23 protein-coding genes are annotated in these 20,816 nt (G+C 61.1%); 10 read left to right on the forward strand and 13 right to left on the reverse strand.

All coding sequences use genetic code 11. The features are described from left to right. Positions 1–53: 53 nt before the first annotated feature. The 4 genes from BOP93_RS18325 to BOP93_RS18340 all read right to left on the reverse strand — a co-directional run bounded on the left by BOP93_RS18325 (position 54) and on the right by BOP93_RS18340 (position 3,893). Positions 54–2,141, reverse strand: a complete 2,088-nt coding sequence (locus BOP93_RS18325) for an LTA synthase family protein (RefSeq protein WP_104504001.1) — start codon at positions 2,139–2,141, stop codon at positions 54–56. Positions 2,142–2,544: 403 nt separating this feature from the next. After that, positions 2,545–2,736, reverse strand: a complete 192-nt coding sequence (locus tag BOP93_RS18330; protein ID WP_003172956.1) for a PLDc N-terminal domain-containing protein — start codon at positions 2,734–2,736, stop codon at positions 2,545–2,547. 69 nt (positions 2,737–2,805) lie between these two features. Further along, positions 2,806–3,336 carry a hypothetical protein gene (locus BOP93_RS18335; RefSeq protein ID WP_104504003.1) on the reverse strand — a complete coding sequence of 177 codons (531 nt, stop codon included), beginning with the start codon at positions 3,334–3,336 and terminating at the stop codon, positions 2,806–2,808. A gap of 41 nt (positions 3,337–3,377) precedes the next feature. Continuing rightward, entirely contained in the window at positions 3,378–3,893 is a 516-nt protein-coding gene (locus tag BOP93_RS18340) for an ankyrin repeat domain-containing protein (RefSeq protein WP_104504005.1), read from the reverse strand. 381 nt (positions 3,894–4,274) lie between these two features. On the opposite strand from BOP93_RS18340, the gene BOP93_RS18345 reads away from it, so the two are divergent. Continuing rightward, positions 4,275–4,553, forward strand: coding sequence for a DUF3509 domain-containing protein (locus BOP93_RS18345; protein WP_003172952.1), 279 nt, complete (start codon positions 4,275–4,277; stop codon positions 4,551–4,553). A 62-nt stretch (positions 4,554–4,615) separates the two neighbouring features. On the opposite strand, the gene BOP93_RS18350 is transcribed toward BOP93_RS18345, so the two are convergent. From BOP93_RS18350 to aroC, 4 genes are all read right to left on the reverse strand, one after another. Further along, the gene (locus tag BOP93_RS18350) at positions 4,616–4,885 is read right to left on the reverse strand and encodes a response regulator transcription factor (RefSeq protein ID WP_104504007.1); all 270 of its coding nucleotides are present in this window, start codon (positions 4,883–4,885) and stop codon (positions 4,616–4,618) included. Positions 4,886–5,093: 208 nt separating this feature from the next. After that, positions 5,094–5,621, reverse strand: coding sequence for an acireductone dioxygenase (locus BOP93_RS18355; protein WP_104504009.1), 528 nt, complete (start codon positions 5,619–5,621; stop codon positions 5,094–5,096). After that, entirely contained in the window at positions 5,618–6,778 is a 1,161-nt protein-coding gene (locus BOP93_RS18360; RefSeq protein WP_237140373.1) for an MFS transporter, read from the reverse strand. Before BOP93_RS18360 ends, BOP93_RS18355 begins: the two co-directional genes overlap by 4 nt. Positions 6,779–6,788: 10 nt before the next feature. After that, on the reverse strand, positions 6,789–7,880 hold the full coding sequence (gene aroC / locus BOP93_RS18365) for a chorismate synthase (protein ID WP_104504013.1): 1,092 nt from the start codon (positions 7,878–7,880) through the stop codon (positions 6,789–6,791). Positions 7,881–8,023: 143 nt separating this feature from the next. On the opposite strand from aroC, the gene BOP93_RS18370 reads away from it, so the two are divergent. Continuing rightward, complete coding sequence (locus BOP93_RS18370) at positions 8,024–8,986, forward strand: alpha/beta hydrolase (protein ID WP_104504015.1); 963 nt, start codon at positions 8,024–8,026, stop codon at positions 8,984–8,986. 99 nt (positions 8,987–9,085) lie between these two features. After that, positions 9,086–9,889 carry a hypothetical protein gene (locus BOP93_RS18375; protein ID WP_104504017.1) on the forward strand — a complete coding sequence of 268 codons (804 nt, stop codon included), beginning with the start codon at positions 9,086–9,088 and terminating at the stop codon, positions 9,887–9,889. A gap of 454 nt (positions 9,890–10,343) precedes the next feature. On the opposite strand, the gene prmB is transcribed toward BOP93_RS18375, so the two are convergent. Further along, positions 10,344–11,252 (reverse strand): 50S ribosomal protein L3 N(5)-glutamine methyltransferase, encoded by a 909-nt coding sequence (gene prmB, locus BOP93_RS18385; protein ID WP_104504019.1) that lies wholly within the window; start codon positions 11,250–11,252, stop codon positions 10,344–10,346. Between the two features lie 239 nt (positions 11,253–11,491). Here prmB and BOP93_RS18390 point away from each other — a divergent pair, with 239 nt between their 5' ends. The 5 genes from BOP93_RS18390 (at position 11,492) to BOP93_RS18410 (ending at position 14,272) form a co-directional block, all read left to right on the forward strand. Beyond that, positions 11,492–12,082, forward strand: coding sequence for a cysteine hydrolase family protein (locus BOP93_RS18390; protein WP_104504022.1), 591 nt, complete (start codon positions 11,492–11,494; stop codon positions 12,080–12,082). Between the two features lie 142 nt (positions 12,083–12,224). Next, positions 12,225–12,545, forward strand: a complete 321-nt coding sequence (locus BOP93_RS18395; protein ID WP_065887960.1) for a hypothetical protein — start codon at positions 12,225–12,227, stop codon at positions 12,543–12,545. Positions 12,546–12,618: 73 nt separating this feature from the next. Then, the gene (locus BOP93_RS18400) at positions 12,619–13,176 is read left to right on the forward strand and encodes a Smr/MutS family protein (protein WP_003175227.1); all 558 of its coding nucleotides are present in this window, start codon (positions 12,619–12,621) and stop codon (positions 13,174–13,176) included. Between the two features lie 76 nt (positions 13,177–13,252). Next, the gene (gene folE / locus BOP93_RS18405; protein ID WP_057700852.1) at positions 13,253–13,798 is read left to right on the forward strand and encodes a GTP cyclohydrolase I FolE; all 546 of its coding nucleotides are present in this window, start codon (positions 13,253–13,255) and stop codon (positions 13,796–13,798) included. Between the two features lie 102 nt (positions 13,799–13,900). Further along, on the forward strand, positions 13,901–14,272 hold the full coding sequence (locus BOP93_RS18410) for a glutathione S-transferase N-terminal domain-containing protein (protein ID WP_104504024.1): 372 nt from the start codon (positions 13,901–13,903) through the stop codon (positions 14,270–14,272). A gap of 145 nt (positions 14,273–14,417) precedes the next feature. On the opposite strand, the gene BOP93_RS18415 is transcribed toward BOP93_RS18410, so the two are convergent. Genes BOP93_RS18415 through BOP93_RS18425 form a run of 3 tightly spaced genes read right to left on the reverse strand, consistent with a single transcriptional unit; the run spans position 14,418 to position 17,368 of the window. Then, positions 14,418–14,738: an AtuA-related protein gene (locus BOP93_RS18415; RefSeq protein ID WP_104504027.1), complete on the reverse strand. Its 321-nt coding sequence runs from the start codon at positions 14,736–14,738 to the stop codon at positions 14,418–14,420. Beyond that, positions 14,735–16,060 (reverse strand): acyclic terpene utilization AtuA family protein, encoded by a 1,326-nt coding sequence (locus BOP93_RS18420; protein WP_104504029.1) that lies wholly within the window; start codon positions 16,058–16,060, stop codon positions 14,735–14,737. The genes BOP93_RS18415 and BOP93_RS18420 overlap by 4 nt, the downstream gene beginning before the upstream one ends. A gap of 15 nt (positions 16,061–16,075) precedes the next feature. Continuing rightward, entirely contained in the window at positions 16,076–17,368 is a 1,293-nt protein-coding gene (locus tag BOP93_RS18425) for a CitMHS family transporter (protein WP_065887954.1), read from the reverse strand. Between the two features lie 125 nt (positions 17,369–17,493). On the opposite strand from BOP93_RS18425, the gene BOP93_RS18430 reads away from it, so the two are divergent. Beyond that, the gene (locus BOP93_RS18430) at positions 17,494–18,390 is read left to right on the forward strand and encodes a LysR family transcriptional regulator (RefSeq protein WP_104505322.1); all 897 of its coding nucleotides are present in this window, start codon (positions 17,494–17,496) and stop codon (positions 18,388–18,390) included. Positions 18,391–18,495: 105 nt separating this feature from the next. Here BOP93_RS18430 and BOP93_RS18435 read toward each other — a convergent pair whose 3' ends face one another. Then, positions 18,496–19,098, reverse strand: a complete 603-nt coding sequence (locus BOP93_RS18435) for a glutathione S-transferase family protein (RefSeq protein WP_104504031.1) — start codon at positions 19,096–19,098, stop codon at positions 18,496–18,498. Positions 19,099–19,407: 309 nt separating this feature from the next. Between BOP93_RS18435 and BOP93_RS18440 the strand changes: the two genes are divergently transcribed. After that, positions 19,408–20,754 (forward strand): NCS2 family permease, encoded by a 1,347-nt coding sequence (locus tag BOP93_RS18440; protein ID WP_104504033.1) that lies wholly within the window; start codon positions 19,408–19,410, stop codon positions 20,752–20,754. Positions 20,755–20,816 lie beyond the last annotated feature (62 nt).

Consider the following 20,816-nt stretch of genomic DNA (forward strand, 5'->3'; position numbering starts at 1 on the left):
GGGTAAAAAAAAGAGGCCTCAATGAGGCCTCTTTTTTATTGCCGGTTTGTTAGTTAGTCCGGCTTGCCGTCCACCACACCTGCGGTGTTATCCAACAGGCTCTTGGTCGCGGTTTGCAGGAACGACTCAAGTTTCTGCTTGAGCGCCGCTTCGTCCGGCGACTCGGCAATGACCTTGCCGGTCGGGTTGGCGCCCAGTTCGTATTGCCACAACTTCGGTGGCATTTCCTTGGGCAGGACCAGTACGCGGTCAGCAGTCAGCAAGGCGACGGTCTGGTCGCTGCCCGATGGCTTGATCACGCCGAAGCCCTTGTCGCCTTCCGGCAGGTTCAGCAGGTCACGGCCCCAGCACTGATGCAGCGTGTCACCGCCGAGGCGACCCATGATGGTCGGGACGATATCGATCTGGGTGCCCACGGTGTGGTCACGCTCGCCGAACTTTTCCTGCATGCCCGGCGCGATCATCAGCATCGGTACGTTGAAACGGCCCAGGTCCATCTCGGTGATCTGCTGCTCGTTGCCGAAGCCGTGGTCGCCCACCACCACAAACAGGGTTTCCTTGAAGTACGGCTCCTTGCGGGCCTTTTCGAAGAACTGGCCCAACGCCCAGTCGGAGTAACGCATGGCCGTCAAATGCTCGTTGAGGCTGCCACGGTCGGTGACCGGCTCAACCGGCAATGGCGTCGGCAACGCGTACGGCGTGTGGTTGGACAGCGTTTGCAGCAGCGCGTAGAACGGCTTGCCGCCTTCGCGAGCCTTCAGTTCTTCCAGGCCACGGTTGAACATGTCCTGGTCGGACACGCCCCAGGTCGGGTCGGAAAACACCGGATCGACGAAGTCATTGCGGCCGATGAAGTTGGTCATGCCCTGGTTGCTGAAGAAACCCGACTGGTTGTCCCAGGCGAAGTCGCCGTTGTAGACATACACATCGTCGAAATCACGCGCGCTCAGCAACTGCGGCAGGCCCGACAGCTTGTGGCTGCCCTCGGGGGTCTGCATCAGGTATTCGAAGCCGGGCAGGTTCGGAAAGCACGCCATGGTGGCGAACATGCCCTGGTGAGTGTGGGTGCCGTTGGAGAAGAAGCGATCGAACAGCAGGCCTTCCTTGGACAACTTGTCGAAGTACGGCGTGATGTTGCCTGGACGGCCCAAGGCGCCCACCGAGTGACCGGCGAAGCTTTCCATCAGGATCACTACCACGTTTTTGATCGGCAGGGTCTTCTCGGCCGGCGGCGTGAACTCACGGCGCACGGCGGCGGTGTCGGTATCCACCAGCGTCTCGCTCGGCAGCACCAGCATGTCACGCACCGTTTGGGTGGCCAGCGGTTGTTCCAGGGTGGCTTTCCAGACGTTGTCGCGATGCTCGGAAAAACGCGCCTTGGCCGCGCCGATCAACGACAACGTACCGTTGAGGCCCAATTGGTTGGCGAAGTTCGAGTCGGTGGTGTACACATCACCCCACCGCAACGGCGGGCCCTGGCGCAGGGTGCCACGGATGGCGACCACAGCGACCAGCAGGCACACCACGAACACCGCAATGCGGCTGTACCACGGCGCCACCTGGCGCGTGCCGATGCTGCCGCCACTGAACGGGCCACGCGGGCGCGTTGCGCGGTCGGCACCCTTGAAGGCCATGCTCAGGATCAACGTGCCCACCGCCCAGGCCAACAGGTAGCGCACCACCGGGAAGCCATACCAGAGCATGCTCACCACGGTTTTCGGGTCTTCCTTCACATACTGGAAGACCAGGCCGTTGAGGCGCTGGTGAAACTCACGGTAGAAGTCCATCTCCATCAGGCCCAGGAACAGCGCAATGCTGGACGCGACGGTCAGCCACAGCCGGAAGAACCCGCGCGCCGCCATCGCCCGTACGCTGAACAAGGCCAGCAGCAGCGGGACCAGCAGGTACATCACCAGACGGATATCCAGGCGCAGGCCGTTGGCGAACGCTTCCAGGAAGGTCAAGGCCGGTGTGTCGAGGATCATCTCGCGGTTGTAGACCAGCAACGCCAGGCGCAGCAGGGAGAACATCACCATCATGACCAGTGCGCAAAGCAGCGTGTACGCCAGATGGGATTTGACGGTCGGTTGCAGCAGGCGATTTGAAGCTCGCTGCTGATTCAGGGCGTCCGGGTTTGCCATGTCGTTTTAGGACCCATTGGAAGTTGAAGTTGCGAAATTAATGCAGTGGCGTCCGCCCTCGCCCAGGCTGGCCGGGGTGGGTGGTTAACGCGGTGGCGCAAATGGTGCCCGATCAAGGCCGGCAAGGCTATTAATTACTGAACGTGCGAGCTCGCCACCGCTTTAAATGCCCCAGGGATTGGGGCCCTGGCAGAGGAACAAAGCGGGCGAATTGTCTTGGACGGGATGTGAAAATTTCGTGCAGCGAATACTTTCGACACACAAATTCAGCGGGGGTAGGCAAAACCGGCAAAACCAATGTGGGAGGGGGCTTGCCCCCGATAGCGGAGGGTCAGCAACAGATACAGTGCTGACCCACCGCCAATCGGGGGCAAGCCCCCTCCCACATTGACCGAGTGCGGCGTTAGATCCGCACGTTACCGCGCGGCCCGGCGATGGCCCAGATGATCAGGCCCAGGACCGGCAGCAGCAGGATCAACAGAATCCACAACACCTTGGCGCCCGTGCTCGCGCCGCTTTTGAACACATTGATGATCGCCCAGATGTCCAGCGCGAGGATGATCAGGCCAATCAGGCCATTGAAAGTCGAACCCATGGTGTCGCTCCTAAGTGTTGGGGGCATGCCCTTGTAGGATAGTCAGCCCTGGCGGGGGTTCCGTTTTATTTAAACGTGAACGGCAATCTTCAAGGCTTCCAATGACGGCTCAGCCTTGATGCCGACCTCGGCGCACAGTTCCAGCACCCTCGGCAGGTCATTGCCGAATACCAAGACGGCCTGGAAGTCGTCATCGAGCGGTTGGCTGAAGTCGAGCAGCACATAGCCGCCGTCTTCCGGGCTCAGGGCGCTCATCTGGATCTGGATGCGATTGAGCGCCGTCAGGTCTTCGGTCTTGGTCAATTGCTTGGGCTTTAGATTGAACACCACGCCCGGGCCGAATGAGGCAACGATCTGGGCAAACAGGTCTGCATAGGTATCGGCCTGGAACAGCACCGTCTCCGGCAGGCTGCCGACCACCACCCACTCCCCCAGCGCAATCGGGAAGCTGTCGTCGTAGTTGATATCCGGATTGGCCGCCAGGAATGCCACAGGGTCTGCGTAGGCCTGCGCCGCTTCATCGGCGATACGCACCACCTCGTCCGCCCCCATGACGCCAGCGCTGATTTTGCTGATAAGTTCGACGAGAGCGGTTTTCATGGGCGGGTCCTGTGGCGGGCGGGTTTTCGAGGGCGCGTAGCCTACACCAGTTTTTGCAACAGCGCCGCCGTATCCACTGCCCCCATGGTCTGCGCCGCCGCCAGCGCCGTCGCGCCCTGGGCATCGGTGGCCTTGGGGTTGGCACCCTGGCCGAGCAGGTAGTCGAGCATTTCGACACGGTTGAACATGGCCGCCATCATCAACGCCGTGCGCCCATCCGAAGACGCCGCTTCAACCGGGGTGCCGCCTTCGATCAGCGCCCTGACCACCGCCAGGTGGCCCTTGAATGCCGCACCGGCAATCGGCAGTTGGTGCTTGTCGTTGGCGATCAGGGGGTCGGCCTTGAACTCCAGCAGCACTTTCACTGCCTCGGCGTGGCCGTGATAGGCCGCGAGCATCAACAGCGTATCGCCATTGTGGTTGCGAAAGTTGGCCGGCAAGCCCTTGGCCAACAGTGCTGCGAGCATGGCGGCGTCGCCCTTGCGGGCGACGTCGAAGACCTGCTCGGCAAACTCGGCGGCTTCGTCATCGGTCATTTGTTTGGGCTGGGTCGACATGTAGGGCTCCTTTCTGATGCTTATATGGCGCCCAGTGTCGCGATGGAGTTCCCTGCTGTCATGGCTTTTTTGTCAAAAGCGGCCATAGGCACAATCAATAGCGCAGCCGATTACCGGCCGCCTGCGGCCTGGATGGGATTTATCCGGGAAACGCGTGGTCAGAATCGGTAGGAAAAGAGCAGTTGGGTGTAAAAATTAACTGCCTGGATAACGCAAAATGCAGGATGCACGATGGCCTTTCATGCAAATTGCACGAAAACGAAAATTTCAAAAATTTGTAAGCTTCTGATTTATAAAGGATTTTTAGAAGGTTCAATACTGGCACAATCACTGCACCTATCACTCCATGCTTGCCAACTTGAGCCAATGGAGCTGATAGACATGAGCCTGATCCAAGATAAATTCGCTTCGGTATTTTCCAACTACGACGTCACCACCCAACCACGTCCGGACGGCGGCATTCTGTTGACCCTGCGTAACAGCGAAGGCAAACAGGTCAAGCGCTCGATCTCGTATCAGCAGCTGCACACCGCCGACCAACTGACCTGGGTCATCAGCGCCATCCGCCGCGACCTGGCTGAACAAGCCAGCGAGCTGCCGCAAATTTCGATGCTGCAAAGCCAGAACCGCTTTGCCCTGCCGACCTACCATTCGGCATAAGCTCCAGCGTAAAAAGAAGGGCCGCGACGCCGTTGAGCGTCGCGGCCCTTTTTTTTATGCCGTCAGCACAGTCCTTGACGCGTCGCCTCATTCATCGCCTGCACCCGGTTATTCACATCGAGCTTGCCGTAGATATTGCGCAGGTGGAATTTAACCGTGGCCTCCGACGTGCAGCGAATTCTGCTCATCTCCCAAATGGTCTTGCCCTCGGAGGCCCATCGCAGAATCTCCAGTTCAGTCTTGGTGAGGGGCTTGCCGAGCAGACTCAAGCGTCGTCTGATGACCGTTGGCACAATTTCCAACGGGTGAGATATCTCCTCTGGGCGACTCATTGCTCTCTCCTTTTTATATGCCGATGCGCTGCCACCCTTCGGATTCTTCCTATTGACAGGCGCCATGAACATTGAATAAAGCGAGAGTTACACAATCTGAGCAATGAGAAACCAAGGCTGAGGATAAACAGCCAAGCCCTACAGGTATTTAGGCTTCTTCCCACAACAAATTCCAACTTGCCTGGGTTGAACATTTAAAAGATTTGTCTTAGTCGTCCAATTTCGCAGCACCACGGGCGATGTCATTGCCCGTCAACTTCGCCATCGAGCCCTCGACGGTGTTGAACAAATGCAGCAGCACACAATAAGGATGCTCGCCCATGTCGAACCAATGGGGCATGTCGGCGGGCACGATCAGCAGATCGTTCTTCTCACACCGCACGCCGTAGACATATTCGCCAATGCGCAACGAGCACAGTCCCTGGCCGGCGACGAAAAATCGCGCCTGGTCCTCACCACAGGTGTGCTCATCCAGGCGTTCAGCCTGCAGCGTTTCTTTCGTGTAAGCGCCGGTAATGCTGACCACCTCGGCGCGCGCGTAGCCAAGCGCGTCGATCTGCGTCTGATACGCCGCAATCATTTGCGCCTCACTGGCGCCCTTTTCAAGTGTGCCGGGCTGCCAGCATTCGAAGCGCACGCCGTGTGCGGCCAGGGTCGACTGAATGTCATCGAAGTGGGTCAACACCTTGTTCGGGGTGTCCGGTGTAGTGAGGTCATAGACAGCGACATAGCTCATTGCACGGTTCCTTGGTTTGGCTCTTGCAATCGAAGGCCAATGATAACGGCGGCAGCCAGGGCCGCGATGCTGGCGATACTGAACGTAAGCGTGGGGCCCAGCAGGTTCCAGCTGTAACCGGCATAGAGCGCGCCCAACGCACCGCCGATGCCGGCCAATGCGGCGTAAAGCGCCTGGCCCTGGCCTTGCTGGCGATCACCGAAACTGCGCTGCACGAAGGCGATTGCCGCCGCATGGAAACTGCCGAACGTGGCGGCATGCAGCACTTGCACCAGCAACAGCAGCCAGAAAAACTCGGCAAATGCGCCGAGCAGCAGCCAGCGCAGCGCCGCCAGCAGGAAGCTGGTCAACAGCACCCGGCGCACCGAAAAGCGCGCCAGGATGCGACTCATGGCCAGGAACATCAACACCTCCGCCACCACCCCGAGGGCCCACAGCAAACCGATCACGCCACGGCTGTAGCCCAGGTGTTCAAGGTGCAGCGTGAGAAAGGTGTAATAGGGGCCATGGCTCATCTGCATCAGTGCCACACAGGCATAGAACGCCAGCACGCCGGGGTTGCGTAATTGCCGCACAAAGCCGTCCCCGGCCAGGCGCTGGCCGTGGCTGGCGGGATGCGCATTCGGCACCCACAGGCTGGCGCCGATGATACCGGCCATGATCACCACGACCACAACCGGGTAGATGTCCACGCTCAGCCATTCAAACAGACGCCCCATGATCACGACAGTGAGGATAAAGCCGATCGAACCCCACAAGCGGATCTGGCTGTAGCGCGACGTCTGCTGTTGCAGGTGAGCCAGAGTGATCACTTCGAACTGCGGCAGTACCGCATGCCAGAAGAACGCATGCAGGGCCATGACCAGCGCGAGCCAAGCGTAGCTCTTGCTGACGAAAATCAACGAGAAACTCAACAGCGTGCACACCGCACCGAACCGCACGATGGCCAGGCGGCGGCCGGTGTAGTCACCCAGCCAGCCCCAGAGGTTGGGCGCCACGCAGCGCATCAGCATGGGAATGGCCACCAGCTCGCCGATACGCGCGCTGGAGAAGCCCAAGTGATCGAAGTACAACGCCAGGAACGGCGCCGTCGCCCCGAGCAGGGCGAAGTAGAACAGGTAGAAGCTGGATAGGCGCCAATAAGGGAGGGCTGTCACTGCCAGCCCGTCACAGCTGGCCCAGCACCGGCGTACCCACCTGTACATCAGCGTTTTGCCCGCGGTTGCGCAGCAGGTGGTCCATCAACACGATAGCCATCATCGCCTCGGCAATCGGCGTGGCGCGGATGCCGACGCACGGGTCGTGGCGGCCCTTGGTGATCACGTCGACCGGGTTGCCGTGCACATCGATCGAGCGGCCCGGCGTGGTGATGCTCGACGTGGCCTTGAGCGCCAGGTGCGCAACGATCGGCTGGCCCGAGGAGATGCCACCGAGGATGCCGCCGGCGTTGTTGCTGAGGAACCCCTGCGGGGTCAGCTCATCGCGATGCTCGGTGCCGCGCTGGGCCACGCAGGCGAAACCGGCGCCGATTTCCACGCCCTTGACCGCATTGATGCTCATCAGCGCGTGGGCCAGTTCGGCGTCGAGACGGTCGAAAATCGGCTCGCCCAGGCCCGGTTTCACGCCCTCGGCCACGACGGTGATCTTCGCACCGACCGAGTCCTGGTCGCGGCGCAGCTGGTCCATGTAGGCTTCCAGCGCCGGCACCTTGTCCGGGTCGGGGCAGAAGAAGGCGTTGTCTTCGATGCTGTCCCAGGTCTTGAACGGGATTTCAATCGGGCCGAGCTGGCTCATGTAGCCACGAATGACGATGCCCTGGGTCGCCAGGTATTTCTTGGCAATGGCACCGGCCGCCACGCGCATCGCGGTTTCACGGGCCGAACTGCGGCCACCGCCGCGGTAGTCGCGCTCGCCGTATTTGTGATGGTAGGTGTAGTCGGCGTGGGCCGGGCGGAACAGGTCCTTGATCGCCGAGTAGTCCTTGGACTTCTGGTCGGTATTACGGATCAGCAGGCCGATGGCGCAACCGGTGGTGCGGCCTTCGAACACCCCTGAGAGGATCTCGACTTCGTCGGGTTCCTGGCGCTGGGTGGTATGGCGGCTGGTGCCGGGCTTGCGGCGGTCCAGATCACGCTGCAGATCCTGCACGGACAGCTCGAGGCCGGGCGGGCAGCCGTCGACAATGGCGACCAACGCCGGGCCATGGCTTTCGCCCGCGGTGGTGACAGTGAACAGCTTGCCGAAGGTATTGCCGGACATGCGGAGCGCTCCGTGAAATCAGTTGAATCAAGTCAACCGTAATAACTTAAGGCGGCCAGTATACGCAGGCTAACCGACTAGTTCATCCTCGAAACCTTACCGGTAGACGTTGGTCCAACCGGCACCTCTCCAATGATGGCGCGATGATGCTGCGAGTTCTGCTGTTCACCCTCACCCTTTTTACTGTCGCGGCCCAGGCCGCCTCCCCCGTCGTGCTGCAACGGCCCATCAGCCTGGACACCGGCAGCGGTGAGCTGTTTGGCTCGCTGCTGTTGCCACAGTCCGACCAACCCGTGCCGGTGGTGCTGATTATTGCCGGTTCAGGCCCCACCGACCGCAACGGCAACAGCGCCGACGGCGCGCGCAACGACAGCCTCAAGCGCCTGGCCTGGGTGCTGGCCCGGCACAATATCGCCAGCGTGCGCTATGACAAACGCGGCGTGGCCGCCAGCCTTGCTGCGACGCCGGATGAACGCAACCTGAGCCTCGACGCCTACGTGGCCGACGCCGTGGCCTGGGGCAAACTGCTCAAGGCCGACAAGCGTATGGGCCCGCTGATTGTGCTGGGTCACAGCGAAGGCGCGCTGGTCGCCGCCCTCGCCGCGCCGCAATTGAATCCGGCCGGGGTGATTTCCTTGTCCGGCAGCGCGCGCCCGGTCGACCAAGTGATTCGCCAGCAACTGGCCGATCACCTGCCCCCTGCCCTGTTGCTGCGCAGCAATGAGATTCTCGATCACCTCAAGGCCGGCCAGGTCGATGCCAATGTGCCGCGCCCGCTGGAAGGTATTTTCCGACCCAGCGTGCAGCCCTATCTGATCAGCCTGTTCCGCGCCGATCCGTCGGCAGCCTTTGCCCGTTTGAGCATGCCGGCCCTGATCATCCAGGGCACCAACGACATCCAGGTCGGCGTAGGCGATGCCCGGCAACTGAAAAAGGCCAAGCCCGACGCACAGTTGACCGTGATCGAAGGCATGAACCACGTGATGCGCATCGTGCCCAACAACGTCAAGCAGCAACTGGCCTCCTACAACGACCCCAAATTGCCTCTCGCCGCCGAACTGGGCGAGCGTATCGTGCGCTTTATCAACGGACTTGAACCCCGTTAACCGGCAATTTGCCTCCAGTCCTGGGGAAAACGGCCGATAAGCCCAGGGTCGACAGTAAAAAGACTGTCGGCTCGCAGGGCTTGGACAGGATCGCGCCGCATGACAACCACTGAAGCAACACCAGAATTCACCGCCGACACCCCGGCTGAAACCGAGGCCGCCGCTGCTGCGGCGCTGCCGTGGGCGGACGTGCACGCCGAACATTTCAAGATGCTGCGCCTCGCCCCGTTGGCCATCGACCGTGCGACCGGCGCGCGGCCCTTGCGGTTTGTGCAGTTCGGTTACGCCGAGCGCCATGATTCGCATCACAGCCTGTTGCGCATGGTGATCCAGTTGCCCGGCCAGCGTGTACGGCGCGAGCAGAACCAGCTGGATATCTGGGTGGATCACGATAAACACCGCGTGCACTTCGGCCCGGGCAACAGCCTGGAAATCGAACCGGCGAACCGCGGTCTTGGCCGCTTCCTGGTGGCCCAGGCCGCTGCCTGGGCCAAGAAGAGGTGGTCACATTACCGCGTCGATGGCGTGGACCTGGCCAACAAGGACGCGCTCAACGAAGCCACGCGCCTGCGCCGCGATCACTTCCTGCGCATCCAGGGTTTTGACGTGGCCTACGCCGACGTGCAGCACCTCAAGGGCAACGTACAGCCGGGCAAGGTCAGCGACGTGCTGGACAGTTGGAACACCGAGAAGGTGCAATTCGTGGAAATCCTCGAAGCCGCGCAGATGCTGCAACAGGCCGAGCAGAACCTGGCCGAGCAGGAAGTGAAGCTGCGCAAGGAAGAGGAAAAGGTGCTCAAGTTCAAACGCGAGGACAGCGGGTTGCGCTTTACCATCACCTGCCTGGTGGCGTTTACCGTGTTTCAGGCGGGGCTGTTGATATGGATTGCCACGCACCGTTAACAGACTGGAATGCAATCAAATGTGGGAGGGGGCTTGCCCCCGATAGCCATAGGTATCCACACAACTCAGCAGCGCTCAACCGTAACCACGATGCGAAGCGAGTCGCTCTTGATCTTGACCTTGATCTGCTTTTGATCCTAGGCGCCCCGTTAAACCACGCTGGCCGAACGCAGGCTTGAATCCGAGTGGTGGGGCAAGAGCGTTTTGCTTACTTTTGACTGGGCCGGCATTCCGGCTTTTCAAAAGTGGGCCGCCGTCAGGGCGGAACCCTAAGTGGCCGTTGCCACAGAAACGGATATGTACTCGGTCCAATCCAACATTCTGGTCGGCTCTGAGGCCGCCATCGGGGGCAAGCCCCCTCCCACATTGGACCGGGATCGACACCAACATCCTGGTCGGCCCGGAGGCCGCTATCGGAGGCAAGCCCCCGCCCACATTGACCGTACTTCTTCAGTTAGATCCTGGCGGCAAAGACGGCCTGATGCTGGCGGCACTGCTGCGCCGTCAACATGAACACCCCATGCCCACCCCGCTGGAAGTCCAGCCAGGCGAAATCCACTTCCGGGTACAGCGCTTCAACATGCACCTGGCTGTTGCCCACTTCGACGATCAGCAACCCCTTCTCGGTCAGGTGGTTCGCCGCTTCGGCCAGCATCCGGCGTACCAGATTCAAGCCGTCGTCGCCACACGCCAGGCCCAGTTCCGGTTCGTGCTGGTATTCATCCGGCATATCGGCGAAGTCTTCGGCGTCCACATACGGCGGATTGGACACGATCAGATCGAAGCGCTGGCCCGGCAGCCCGTCAAAGCCGTCGCCCTGCACGGTATACACGCGCTCATCGACGCAGTGGCGCTCGATGTTCTGATTGGCCACTTCAAGGGCTTCGAAGGACAAGTCGCCCAGCACCACTTCAGCGTCCGGGAATTCGTAGGCACAGGCGATGCCGATGCAGCCGGAGCCGGTGCACAAGTCGAGAATGCGCGCCGGCGGCTGGGCCAGCCAAGGCTCGAAGCGGTTTTCGATCAGTTCGCCAATCGGTGAGCGCGGAATCAGCACGCGCTCATCTACGATAAACGACATGCCGCAGAACCAGGCCTCCTTGAGCAAGTAGGCCGTGGGCACGCGCTCATGGATGCGCCGATGCAACAAACGCTGAACGTGGGAAACTTCCTCTTCTTCCAGGTTGCAGTCCAGGTAGCTGTCAGCCATTTCCCAAGGCAGGTGCAGAGCGCCGAGTACCAGTTGCCGGGCTTCATCCCAGGCATTGTCGGTGCCGTGGCCAAAAAACAGGTCTTCCCCATGGAAACGGCTGACAGCCCAACGGATATGGTCGCGCAAGGTGCGCAGGCGGGAAGTGATCACGGGGGCAGACTCCTGGAAAAAACGACTGGCGATTCTAACAGTGTTCATCTGTACCGACGATGTACGAAATGCCGTTGCCGTATGTCGGATTTCATCCAAATCATCACGAATGGCTTAAACAAGCCACCCTCTTGACATGGCTGCACGCCAGCAACGGCGTACCTTACGATGGTAGCGATTCACAGAACCGCTCAGCCAGTGGACAATGTCGCAAAAGCCCCCCTCACAGGAGCCCCAGAATGTCCGTTCCAAAGACGATGTTTCAACTCAGCGGTCGTGGTTACGCAGCTGCCAACCTTGCCCATGCGACCCTCGTGATCATCGACGCCCAGAAGGAATACCTCAGCGGCCCACTCGCCCTCTCGGGCATGGACGCGGCGGTCGGCAACATCAAGCAACTGGTGACCGCTGCGCGCAACGCCGGACGCCCGATTGTGCATGTGCGCCACCTCGGCACCGTCGGCGGCCTGTTCGACCCGCAAGGCGAGCGCGGCGAGTTCATCCCTGGCCTTGAGCCTGAAGGCGACGAAACCATTATCGGCAAGCTGCTGCCCAGCGCCTTTCACGGCACCGGCCTGGAAAAACACCTGCAGGACCTGGGTTCGCTGGATCTGATCGTCTGCGGATTCATGAGCCATTCAAGCGTCAGCACCACGGTACGCGCCGCCAAGAACCTCGGCTTTCGCTGCACCCTGGTCGAAGACGCCTGCGCCACCCGCGACTTGCCCTGCAAAGGCGGCGTGCTCAGCGCCGAGCAGGTGCAGCAAACCGAAATGGCCATCATGGCCGACAACTTCGCGACCCTGGCGTTGACCAAAGATCTGATCTGATCGTCTCTCTGATGAGCGGTGTGCCCATGTTCATTGCCCCGCTCAGCCGCAAAGCCTGTTCATTTCGCGCATTTACCTCGGGCACAGGAACAACCTGTGTATCTTCCGGTCGAAGGGCCGATACCCTGGAGGAAAGGTCGGAATGAAGATATCCGATGGTTTTGATGCTCGCCGCTTGCGCCCAAAGGGCCCGAGCAATTGGCGTCTGCGCCTGGTGGCGGGCATTGCCGCGTTGCTGGCGATCGTAGGTCTGCTGTTGGCGGGCGCTGGTGGCGCCGGTCTGTTTGGGCATTCGCCGGCACTCGGCGAACTGAATGCCAGCCCTGGCGGCTCGGCGATCCTGCTGGGGATCGGCCTGTTGGTGCTGTGGTTGGGTGTATGGCTATGGCGCCGCAGCCGTCGGAAAATGCGTCAGCCGTTGTCGTTGAATATCGCCTCGCACCTGATGAAAAAGCACGACTAATGGCGCTTGGATAGTATTTGCCACGCCCAGCCGCCGCGATTTAGGTAAACTGCCGCCCTTCGCGGAGGCTGACATGCAAGACGACGATTTTTCCCTGTTCAAGAACGAGCTGCGCGGCGTCAAGCCGATCAAGCACGACCGCGCCGACACCGGCAAGCCCAAGGCTGACCGGGCGCAGATCGCCAAGCTGCGCCAGGCCGCGACCGTGCGCACCGATGCCACCACCGTGGATGGCTTGTCGGACCAGTTCGTGATCGACGTCGGCCCTGAAGATGAATTGATGTGGGCCCGCGATGGGGTGCAGGAAAGCCAGATGCGCAAGCTCAAGGCCGGCCAGATCCCGTTCGAAGGCAGCCTCGACCTGCACGGCATGACCGTGGAGAAGGCCCGGGAAACTCTCTGGGCCTTCCTCGCCGAAGCCACCAAATTCGAAATCCGCTGCGTGCGCGTCACCCACGGCAAGGCCGTGCGGCTGGACGGCAAGCGGCCGATGATCAAGAGCCACGTCAACACCTGGCTGCGCCAGCATGCCCAGGTGCTCGGTTTTACCTCGTGCCAGGCCCGCCACGGCGGGGCCGGCGCGGTGTATGTGATGCTCAAGCGTACGATGATGGAAGGCCGTGACGAGTAAAGTGCCATCGTCAGGCTTGCAGCGATGGGTCCGCCACCGTAACCTTGCGCTTTGCGAACATCCCACAGGTAGTTTCATGTCCCTGGAACAGAATTACACCGAGATCCTCGGCCAACTCGGCGAGGACGTCTCCCGCGAGGGCCTGCTCGACACGCCAAAGCGTGCCGCCAAGGCGATGCAGTACCTCTGCCGCGGCTATGAACAGACGCTCGAAGAAGTCACCAATGGCGCCTTGTTCAGCTCCGACAACAGCGAAATGGTGCTGGTCAAGGACATCGAGTTGTACTCGCTGTGCGAACACCACCTGCTGCCGTTTATCGGCAAGGCACACGTGGCGTATATCCCAAGCGGCAAAGTGCTGGGTTTGTCGAAGGTCGCGCGGATCGTCGACATGTATGCGCGTCGCCTGCAGATCCAGGAAAACCTCAGCCGCCAGATCGCTGATGCGGTGCTGGAAGTGACCGGCGCCCTCGGCGTGGCGGTGGTGATCGAGGCCAAGCACATGTGCATGATGATGCGCGGTGTGGAAAAACAGAATTCGTCGATGATCACCTCGGTGATGCTGGGCGAGTTCCGTGACAATGCGGCCACCCGCAGTGAATTTCTCAGCCTGATCAAGTAAGCGGCTGCGTAGGAAAAGACCGGCGTTCATCGCCGGTTTTTTTTCGCCTGCAAAATTCAGGTAAGCTGCGGCCCCTTCTCCATGGGCAAGAGGCTTTCAGCCATGTTCGTCAAAGCACTTCGAATCGGCCTCGGCCAGATCATCATCGCCGGCGACTTCCTGACCCGTCCGCGCAAAAGGCAGCGCCCCGCCGAACAACAGGCGCAGGTGAATGCAGCGGCCAAGGGCCTGACCCTGTATCAGTTCCATGCCTGCCCGTTCTGCGTGAAGACCCGTCGCACCCTGCACCGCCTGAACGTGCCGGTAGCGCTCAAGGACGCGAAAAATAACGCGCAGGACCGTCAGACCCTGCTGGAGCAGGGCGGCAAAATCAAGGTGCCGTGCCTGCGCATCGAAGAAAACGGCCAGACCACCTGGATGTATGACTCCAAGGTCATCATTGATTACCTGGACAAACGCTTCGCCGCGATCTGACTGGCCTGTGGGAGGGGGCTTGCCCCCGATGACGTCGGCCCAGCAAACACTGATGTTGGTTGACCCACCGTTATCGGGGGCAAGCCCCCTCCCACAGGGGATCTGCGCTAACTGATTGGCATTAGGGCTTGCCCTCTTCCCACATTCAGTTCGATGTCGGCAAATCCAGGTCCAGCAACGCCGAACCCAGGCACTTGCCATGGGCATCCAGCGCCAGCGAGCGGGTCACGCCACCACGCAAAATGCCCGGCACCACAAAATTCAGCGCCTGCACATTGGGCAATTCATAACGCCGAACCGGCGCGGCGCCGGGCGCCAGCAAATCGGCAAGGAATTCGGCCACGCGCTCGGCCGTCAGCTGTTCGCACAACAATGGATAGTCTTCGGCGCGATAGGCAATGATCGAGATGTTCGACGTGTCGCCCTTGTCCCCGGTGCGGGAATGGGCCAGCGTGTGCAGTTTCATCCTTCAATCCTCGGTTTGACCTGGTCACGGGACAGCAGCAACGACGCCACCGCCACCACCTGGCGCACGCTTTTGCTCGCCCCACCACCGCCAGCGGGGCCATTGGTATAAAGGGTTTCCACTTCATTACCGACGCGCACGGCGTCGCCTCGACCCTCGCAACGGGCAGCGACCCGCAGGCGCACTTCCCAAGGCTCGACGTGGCTGCGCGGCCCGTGCAAAGCGTCCATTCCGATCAACTCGGCGCGTACGTCCTGCACCTTCACGCCGATCAGTTCCAGACGCTTGAGCACCACATCCCGCGCCAATTTCGCCCGCGCGACAGCGCCCGGACCGCCGTAGGACATCTGCCCCTCACCGATCCAGCCGTCCAGATAACCGACGCTGACCTTCAGCTGTTCAGGCCGGGCACGACCGTCGGCCCCCTGGGCACGCACCCGATCAATGCCCTCCTCGACAAAGCCCACCCGTGAAAAGTCGGCCGTGACATCCGGGGTCAGATACGCTTGCGGGTCGTGCACTTCGTAGATCAATTGTTCGCTGCAGGTGGCGCGGCTGACCTGCCCACCGGAGCCCGCCACTTTGGTGATCAAGGCATGTCCGTCGGCGTCGACCTCGGCCAATGGAAAGCCCAGGCGTGCCAGGTCATCCACATCCTTGCGGCCTGGGTCGGCGAAATAACCACCGCTGACCTGCCCCGCACACTCGAGCAAATGCCCCACCAGAGTGCCGCGGCCCAGGCGCAGCCAATCGTCGGTGGCCCAACCGAATTCAAACATCTGCGGCGCGAGAAACAATGACGGGTCGGCCACACGCCCCGTAATCACTACATCGGCGTCAGCGTGCAGGGCCTCGATAATGCCCTCCACGCCCAGGTAGGCATTTGCCGAAATCAACCGGTCACCCAGTGCGCCCAGGGTCTGGCCGTTGTCCAGCATCTGCTCCGGCCGCAACGCCGACAGCACGTCATCACCCACCACGGCCACCACCTTGAGGTGCACGCCTAGTTCACCGGCAATGCGCCGCACTTCAACGGCAGCCGAGACCGGGTTGGCCGCGCCCATATTGGTGATCACGCGCAGACGGCGGCGACCCGGTTGCCGCCCGACAAAGGGCAGCACCCGCTGCATGCGCTCACTCAACAAGGGGTCGTAGCCGCCTGCCGGATCGCTGATACGCGCCTGTTGCGCGAGGGCAATGGTGCGTTCGGCCAGGCATTCGAACACCAGGTAATCCAGGTCGCCCTGTTCGGCCAGTTCCACGGCGGGTTCGATACGGTCACCGGAGTAGCCGGCGCCGGCGCCGATGCGCAAGGTTTTCATCTCAGATAACTCCTCTTAGATAACGCCCAAAAGCAGCGCGGTCAGGGTCATCAGCACCGACGCGGCAAACAGAAAAGGAATGGTGAAGCGCTGGTGATCGGCCAGTTCGATCTTGCACAGACCCACCAGCAGGAAGGTCGCGGGGGTCAACGGGCTGACCGGGAAACCGGTGGTGTGCACGCCCAGCAACGAGGCCTGGGCCACTTGCAGCGGGTCGACGCCCAGCGCCTTGCCGACTTCGGCGATCACCGGCATCACGCCGAAATAGTAGGAATCGGGATCGAACAACATGCTCAACGGCATGGAAATAAAGCCGACCACCGCCGGGATCAACTTGCCATGGCCGGCGGGAATCTGCGCCACCGCCACTTCGGCAATCGCCTTGAGCATGCCGGTGCCTTGCATGATGCCGGTGAATACGCCGGCGGCGAGCAGGATACTGGCCATGGTCAGGGCGGTTTTGGCATGGGCGTCGATACGTGCGCGCTGCGCGTCGACATTGGGGTAGTTGATGCACAGCGCGACCACGGTGCCGAGCATGAACATCACTACCGGGTCGACCCAGCCGGCGATCATCACCACCATCACCAGCAGAGTGAGCATCAGGTTGACCCAGAACAGCCGTGGACGGCGCAGCTTGATATCGTCGTCACTGAGCACCCGTTGCGGCACCGCGTCGACGCTGGAACCGGCGCCGAGGCCCAGGCGTTTTTCTTCCCGATGGCCCAGCCACCAGGCGCAGGCGAACACAAAGATCAGCCCGACGATCTGCACCGGGATCAGCGGTTGAAACAGGTCAGCCACCGGCACATGCAACGCCGCGGACGAGCGCAGCACCGGCCCGGTCCACGGCAGGAAGTTGACCCCGGCGGCCATCGCACAGACGCAGGCCAGGATGCGCTTGTCGATGCCCAGCCGGGTGTACAACGGCAACATGGCCGGCACCGTCACCAGAAAGGTCACCGCGCCGGAGCCGTCCAGGTGCACCAGCAGCGCCAGGGTCGCGGTGCCGACGACAATCCGTGTAGGACGCGTGCCGACCGTGCGCAGGATGCGATCAATGATCGGATCTAGCATGCCGGCGTCGGTCATGATCCCGAAGAACAGGATCGCAAACACAAACATGCCAACGACCGGGGCGACGTTCTTGATGCCAGTGATGATGAACCCGCTGGTTTGCAGGCCGAACCCACCGATCAACGCGGCGATGATCGGCAAGGCAATCAGGGCCACCAGGGGCGAGAGACGCTTGCTCATGACAGCGGCAAGCAGGCAGAGGATGGTAATGACGCCCAGGGTTGCAAGCATGGGGTACTCCAGAGCGGCCTTGGTGGCCGGTTATTGTTTTCCATGGAGTATTGGAAGCGGGTTAGTCTTTGTAAATTGGAATATTCGGCATGGTATGTTCGGAAAAACAAAATGAAGCCGCCCTTATGAAAAACAGCATCCAGCACATCCAGGCCTTCCTCGCCGTTGCGCGCACTGGCAGTTTCACCAAGGCGGCCAACGAGCTGCACCTGTCTCCCTCAGCCCTCACCGTGCAAGTCCAGCAACTGGAGGACTGGCTCGGCGTCGCCCTGCTCGACCGCAGCCCGCGCCATGTGAGCATCACCGCCGCCGGCCAGGAAGCGCGGGGGCCCATGGAAAAACTGCTGCTGGACCTGGACAACATCGTCAGCGGCTCCCGCGACCTCGCCGCACTGCGCCGGGGTGTGGTCACTATCGCCGCCCTGCCCTCGGTGTGCGCCGGCAGCCTGCCGCCGGCGTTGCGCCTGTTTCGCGAGCGATTCGCCGGGATTGAAGTGCGCCTGCATGACCTGGTGGCCCATCGCATTCATGCCCAGGTGCGTTCCGGCGAGGTGGATTTCGGCATCGGCGTACGCGCGCGCCTGAGTCATGGCCTGGACTTCGTGCCGGTGTTGAATGATCGCTTGTGCGCGTTTGTGCCGCTGGACCATGAGCTGACGCGCTATCGGTCACTGACACTGGCGCAACTGGCTGACCAGCCGATCATCCTGACCGGACGCGACAGCAGCGTGCGCGAGCAAGTGGACGCACTGTTTGACCAGACACGGCTAACGCTGAACGCGGGCATGGAAGCCAACTACATGTCGACGGTATTGGCGTTGGTGCGCCAAGGGTTGGGGATCAGTGTGCTGCCGGAGTCGGCAGCGGACAGCCTGGAGGGGTTGCAGCGGATAACGATCGATCACCCCGGCGTGAACCGGGAGATCGGGTTGATCACTCGCAGCGGGATGGCGTTAAGCCCGGCAGCACAGCGCTGCTTTCAACTGCTAAATAACCAATTATCTGACCCAACCTCGGACTAAGTGTGGGAGGGGGCTTGCCCCCGATAGCGGTGTGTCAGCTGAAAATTCATCTGCTGACACGCCCCCGATCGGGAGCAAGCCCCCTCCCACACTTTGATTGCATGATCAGTCCAGCATCGGGACATGCCGAGGATGACTGGCCACCCGCTGCAGCCACGCCTGCACCGCCGGATAAGGCGCCAAGTCAAACCCGCCTTCATGGGCCACATGGGTGTAGGCATACAGCGCAATATCGGCAATCGAATAGTGCTCGCCCACCAGATAAGGCGTGGCTTGCAGCTGGCGCTCCATCACCCTTAACGCCTTGTAGCCGCCCTTGTGGGTAGTCTTGTATTCCTCCAGGCGATCCTGCGGCATGTTCAGGTAGAGCTGAATGAACCGCGCCACGGCGATGTAAGGCTCGTGGCTGTATTGCTCGAAGAACTGCCACTGCAACACCTGGGTACGCAAGCGCGGCTCGCTCGGCAAGAAATCGCTGCCATCGGCGAGAAAGTTGAGGATCGCGTTGGACTCCCACAGGCAGGTGCCATCTTCCAGCTCCAGCACCGGAATCTTGCCGTTGGGGTTCTTCGCCAGGAACTCAGGGGTCTGGGTGTCGCCCTTGAGAATATCGATATCGATCCATTGGTACGGGATGCCCAACAGGTTGAGCATCAATTTGATCTTGTAGCAGTTGCCCGATTTGTAATCGCCATAAACCTTGTACATGGGCTCCCCTTATGCCGCTTGACGCGCCCGGAACGAACGCCTGCGTCCACAAAGTGCGGCTATCCGCGGTTTGTTTCAAGGCGCTGCGCAGAATAAATCCGCCCGACTGGTGTGGTGGACGGCCTTTCATCCCTTTCCGTGCAGATAATCGAAAACATTATTTGCTTTATTTGTATACAAAAGCATAATTCGCTTCGAGCGAGTTCCTGATCTATCAGTCAACAAAACCCGCCGGTACCTCAAAGCGCTGTTGCCCACTCGTGTGACCGGCGCTGGAAATAACAATAAAACGATTGAGGAGTACGCGCTGTGGATAGCCGCAAAACCGAAGCCCCAACCCTGGACCTCAGCCCGCCGCAGCACGGCTGGCTGGAACGCCTGTTCAAACTGCGCTTGCATGGCACCACAGTGAAGACCGAGCTGATCGCCGGCCTTACCACTTTCATCACCATGGCCTACATCATCTTCGTCAACCCCAACATCATGGCCGATGCGGGCATCGACCATGGTGCGGCGTTCGTCGCCACCTGCATCGCCGCCGCGCTGGGCTGCCTGTTGATGGGCCTGTACGCCAACTGGCCGGTGGGCCTGGCACCGGGCATGGGCCTGAACGCGTTTTTCACCTACACCGTGGTTGGCACCATGGGCTACCACTGGGAGACCGCCCTCGGCGCGGTGTTTATCTCCGGCGTGCTGTTCATGATCCTGACCCTGTCGCGCATCCGTGAATGGCTGCTCAACAGTATTCCCGTGAGCCTGCGCCACGCCATGGGCGCTGGGGTAGGCCTGTTCCTCGGCGTGATCGGTCTGAAAACCGCCGGGATCATCGTCGACAGCCCGGCGACCCTGATCAAGCTCGGCTCCCTGCACGAGCCCGCGCCGCTGCTGGCGGCGGTGTGTTTCCTGCTGATCGCCATTCTCAGCTATCACCGCGTGTTCGGCGCGATCCTCATCAGCATCATCGCCGTCACGTTGGCCGGCTGGGGCCTGGGCCTGGTGCATTACAACGGCATTCTCTCCACCCCACCGAGCCTGGCGCCGACCTGGATGGCCATGGACGTGATGGGTGTGTTCAATGTGAGCATGATCAGCGTGGTATTTGCCTTTCTTTTTGTACACATGTTCGACACGGCGGGTACACTGATGGGCGTTGCGCAGCGTGCAGGCCTGGTGAACGCCGATGGCAAGATCGACAACCTGTCCCGCGCGCTGAAGGCCGACAGCGCTTCCAGTGTATTCGGTGCCATGGTCGGCGTGCCGCCCGTGACCAGCTACGTGGAAAGCGCCGCCGGTGTGGCAGCCGGCGGTCGTACCGGGCTGACCGCTGTGACAGTAGGCGTGCTGTTTGTGGCGGCGATGTTCTTCGCGCCGCTGGCCGGCATGATTCCCGCCTACGCCACCGCCGGCGCGTTGATATACGTGGCGATGTTGATGATGGCGAGCATGGCGCATATCAACTGGGATGAAGCCACCGACAGCATTCCGGCGATCGTCACCGCGATCATGATGCCACTGACGTTTTCGGTCGCCGACGGCATCGCCCTGGGCTTCATCACGTATGTGGCGCTCAAGGCCGGCACCGGCAAGTACCGCGAGATTTCCGTCAGCCTGTGGGTGCTGTGCGCGATCTTTATCGCCAAGTTCATCTTCCTGTAGTTCGGGAACGGCTGAAAAACCGCCTCACCTTCGTGTGAGGCTTTTGCATGAAGGGAGAAACG

Origin of the sequence: Pseudomonas orientalis (assembly GCF_002934065.1) — a bacterium.
GTDB classification, from domain to species: Bacteria; Pseudomonadota; Gammaproteobacteria; order Pseudomonadales; family Pseudomonadaceae; genus Aquipseudomonas; species Aquipseudomonas orientalis_A.